Raw genomic sequence first — 3,602 nt, 5'->3', positions numbered from 1 at the left:
GCCCGTCAGGCCCAACCACCCCGCCGCAAGCGGATGCAGCCGCGTGCCGAACGCTCAAGTCAGCCTGCCAGGACGCCCTACGCTCCAACCCGGTGAATAGGACGGGCTAGCTTGGCCGTAGCCGATACCAGTGCCCACAAGTAGGCACCCTGGGCCGCATAGACAGCGTCCATGGCAAAGGTCTGCACGTCGCGCAGCAAGCTTGTCTCAGCGCGGCACAAGCCAGTGTCGGTCCCATCATCCGGTGCGAGGCGGGCGACCAGGATCTCCAGCTTGGCCGCCGTGACGGCGAGCGACTCTGATGGGGCGGCGGCCAGACTGACCACCGTCTCAAGCCCACTGTTGTCTTCCGTGTCGTCCCCCGGCCATGCCTTGGCGTCGGAAACTACTGCGAGTGCCGCGGCCTGGAGTTGCGGCGCATCAGTACGAGGCGTCGCAGCCGAGGCCCGTCCAGCAGGGAAGAGCAGGATGTCAGCCATGGTCGAAGTCCGATCTCGAGAGAATGGTTCAATGCTTGCGAAGAGGCTCGGACTGGGCACCGGTGGCCGGGGCTTCCGCCGCGTTTAGCCGATAAGCGCCGCGGTCGGTCAGCAGCAGCTGCGGGCTCGACGGATCGGCTTCCATCTTCTGCCGCAGGCGGTAGATGTGCGTCTCGAGCGTGTGGGTGGTAATCCCGCTGTTGAAGCCCCACACATCGGCCAGTAGCGTCGCGCGATCGACCGGTGTGCCGTTGTTCCGGAGCAGGTACTTCAGGATCTGACACTCCTTGTCAGTCAGCCGCACCTTGCGGTTCTTGCCGGGGTCGAGCAGCAGCTTGGCGCTCGGACGGAACTGGTAGGGGCCGATGGTGAAGATGGCGGCTTCCGAGTTGTCGAAGGTGCGGAGCTGGGCGCGGACCCGGGCCAGCAGCTCCGGCAGGCGGAAGGGCTTGGCGACATAGTCATTGGCGCCAGCATCGAGGCCGCGCACCACGTCAGCTTCGGCATCCGCGCCGGTCAGCATGATGATCGGGGTGGTGTTGCCGTCGCGCCGGAGCTGGGCGCAGAAGTCGCGGCCATCGGCGTCTGGCAGGCTGACGTCCAGCAGGATGGCGTCGTAGCGGACATCCACCTCGGCCAGCTTGGCAGTCGCCTCAGAGGCGCTCTCCGCTGCATCGGCGGTGAAGCTGCCGTCCAGGGCGATCTGCTCGGCAAGGGTGGCGCGGAGCGTGGCGTCGTCTTCGATGATGAGGATGGGACGCGGGGTCATGGCGGATGGATCCTGGACCGGGTGAGTACGCCATCGCTGCGCATTGATGTCTCAAATCTGATTCAATGTTCAACTAAGACGTTTGAATACAAGAGCAAAATCGCTCGTAGCAATGATGAACCTCGAGCCGCACAGCACGACGCAATAACAGCGTACGGCCCTGAACCAGTCGCACGCACTAGTTGAATTTTTATAAATGGCAAACCCATCATTGCTGCCGGTTGGCACAGGCCGAGCAGCCGATTTGCACCTGCCTAGCGTCCCAAAGGTATCATGTAGCTGGACGGCCGCCCGGCACGGCGGCCGTCCTGGCCCAAACTCCCAAGTCCGCCGGGTCGGTGTTGACAGCCCGCCATCTCGGTGGGCTGACCGCGATTGTGGCGCGCCTCTCCTCACCTCTGATAATCGGGCCTTATCAGAGGTGAGACCGGGCGATGGTGGCTGCTGAGTATGTAGATGGCGCCACCAGAATACCGCACGGAACGGCGTCGTTGGAGGTTCCAGGAATTCTAAAAGATGCAGGTTCATGCCGGAAGCTCGGTCCGGGTAAAATGCGAGCCGCCAGTATGTTCGCCACCAGCAGTTCCCCTGGCCGTGCTTTGGCCTCCGCTCGCGGCTTAGTCGCACCGCGATCAGCCCACGGATGAGATCTTGACCGGAGAGCGTCACAGAAAGCGGGAGGCGTCTATGAGTACATGCAATGGAAGTGTTGCGGTGCCCAATGGGCTAGCGGGCCTGCAGCGTCGGAGTGGTTTCCTCGTCCTACTGGGCGGGCTGGGATTGATCGGTTTCGTACCCGGTGCGGCGACAGCTCAGACCGCCAGCTTGTATGACACCAGCCGCGTTCTAGAGCACCTGGGAAGCGAGTGCGGCGGTCAGCCGAGTTGCATAACTATCGAGTCTAAACAGCGGCGTGTCGCCCCGGGACAACGGGACGTCTTTCGTGTGCGGTGTCCTGGAAACCACCCTCACGTCGTCGGATGGGACACGGAGCAGCACGAACACATCGCCACAATGGTCGTCCTTGACGACTTGCCTTCCACCTCCGGAAGCACGTTCACCCGCATCCCTACCCCGGAAAGATTGCTGAAGGTCGTGGCCGAAAATAAAGGCGATGCGATCGGCTTCGTGACAATCTTTCTTGGATGCTCGGCCGAGCAATCCCGAACCACCTCGTTCGGTCACATGCGCAGCGGCGTTCCCTTTAGCCTGCAGCGCTGACAGGCAGGAATCAATGATACTGACCAAAACCTCGATGCGCTCCAGGGCAGTGTGCCTGCTGCTGTTGGCCGCGTTGTTTGCTCATCAGTGGTCGAACTCGGCCAAAGCAGCCGTGTGCGACGGAATCCCCGAATGCGAGCCGCAGGTCCAGGCACCCGTGCCGTTCGGTGCTTGGGAAACGAAAGGCTGGGCATTCTATTGCACTGGCGACCATCCTTATTTTTGGGGCCTGTGGTGGTACGACCCCATCAATGCTCCAGCCAACCAGACCTACGACTGGTCGAGCGCGACCGGCCAAAAGAGTTGCTTCATCTCGCCTACCGAGTGGGCCGGACCGGAAGAGGGCAACCCGAGCAAGCTCGACATCTCAACAACCAACTTCTGCAATGCCGACGAACTCAGGGTAACCCTTGCTTGTACCAAGTCTCTTCCCCCGGGAGGCAGCATCAACGGTTGCACGCCGGATTCAGGCATTCTAGCGGATCCTGGCTGTCCTACGACCTGGGAGAACAACAACTGCCAGAACGGCGCAGTCCCTGTGTGCTTCCAGAACGCAATAGAGACTTGCAGCGACGGAACAAAATACGGCTGCACGGCACTGTTCGGCGCCGTTTGGTGTCAGCGGTGCGCGCCATAGCGATTAAGCGTTCTGACGAGGCTAACAGGATTGTTCGTAGGAAAGGACAAGGTACGGTGTTGGTTAGGCAGCGACCGCGCCGGGCGCGAGCAGGTCTTCGCTGGCTGATCCGAGCGGCTCTACGAGGACCCTGCCGAAGGCGGCACCCTGCTCGAGCATGACTGCGCCCGCGCCGCAGAGTTCAAGGCCAGACACCAGGGTCTGGCCAGCGCGTGTATGATGGAGTGGTTGGGGCAGCGGAACGCCCGCGTTTCCGGGCACGGCTCCTCATACTGCTAAGCATCAGGCCTGCAGCCTGCAGGCGCGCGACATCGCCCTCGCGTCACTGGTGGCGGGTCAGCAGGCTAGTGTCCTGATTCCGTAATTCCTCCGATCTGCTGTGTTCGGAGGCAGAAGCGCTGGATGGCGGCGAGGATGTCATCTGCGGACTTGGTCCAGCGGAAAGGCTTTGGGTTGGCGTTGTGGGCGGTGATGAAGGCGCGGATGTCGGACTCGA

4 protein-coding genes and 1 pseudogene are annotated in these 3,602 nt (G+C 62.1%); 2 read left to right on the top strand and 3 right to left on the bottom strand.

Features of this window, described 5'->3' with window-relative positions:
- Positions 1–77: 77 nt before the first annotated feature.
- A complete protein-coding gene (locus E2C06_RS35850; protein WP_133293304.1) occupies positions 78–479 on the bottom strand; it encodes a hypothetical protein in 402 nt (133 codons plus the stop codon).
- A gap of 28 nt (positions 480–507) precedes the next feature.
- Entirely contained in the window at positions 508–1,248 is a 741-nt protein-coding gene (locus E2C06_RS35845; protein WP_133293303.1) for a response regulator transcription factor, read from the bottom strand.
- Positions 1,249–2,262: 1,014 nt separating this feature from the next.
- On the opposite strand from E2C06_RS35845, the gene E2C06_RS35840 reads away from it, so the two are divergent.
- Positions 2,263–2,469: a hypothetical protein gene (locus tag E2C06_RS35840; protein WP_133293302.1), complete on the top strand. Its 207-nt coding sequence runs from the start codon at positions 2,263–2,265 to the stop codon at positions 2,467–2,469.
- A gap of 13 nt (positions 2,470–2,482) precedes the next feature.
- Positions 2,483–3,106 (top strand): hypothetical protein, encoded by a 624-nt coding sequence (locus tag E2C06_RS35835; protein WP_133293301.1) that lies wholly within the window; start codon positions 2,483–2,485, stop codon positions 3,104–3,106.
- A 344-nt stretch (positions 3,107–3,450) separates the two neighbouring features.
- Here E2C06_RS35835 and E2C06_RS35830 read toward each other — a convergent pair.
- A pseudogene (locus tag E2C06_RS35830) lies at positions 3,451–3,602 on the bottom strand (IS630 family transposase); the annotation flags it as partial.

The sequence above is a fragment of the Dankookia rubra genome (assembly GCF_004355005.1).
GTDB classification, from domain to species: domain Bacteria; phylum Pseudomonadota; class Alphaproteobacteria; order Acetobacterales; family Acetobacteraceae; genus Paracraurococcus; species Paracraurococcus ruber_A.
The sequence above is the reverse complement of the archived record's forward strand: the minus strand, read 5'-3'. Positions and strand labels throughout refer to the sequence as shown.

Coding starts and splice junctions, on each gene's coding strand:
- E2C06_RS35850 (WP_133293304.1), bottom strand. CDS start 479: ATGGCTGACATCCTGCTCTTCCCTGCTGGACGGGCCTCGGCTGCGACG.
- E2C06_RS35835 (WP_133293301.1), top strand. CDS start 2,483: ATGATACTGACCAAAACCTCGATGCGCTCCAGGGCAGTGTGCCTGCTG.
- E2C06_RS35845 (WP_133293303.1), bottom strand. CDS start 1,248: ATGACCCCGCGTCCCATCCTCATCATCGAAGACGACGCCACGCTCCGC.
- E2C06_RS35840 (WP_133293302.1), top strand. CDS start 2,263: ATGGTCGTCCTTGACGACTTGCCTTCCACCTCCGGAAGCACGTTCACC.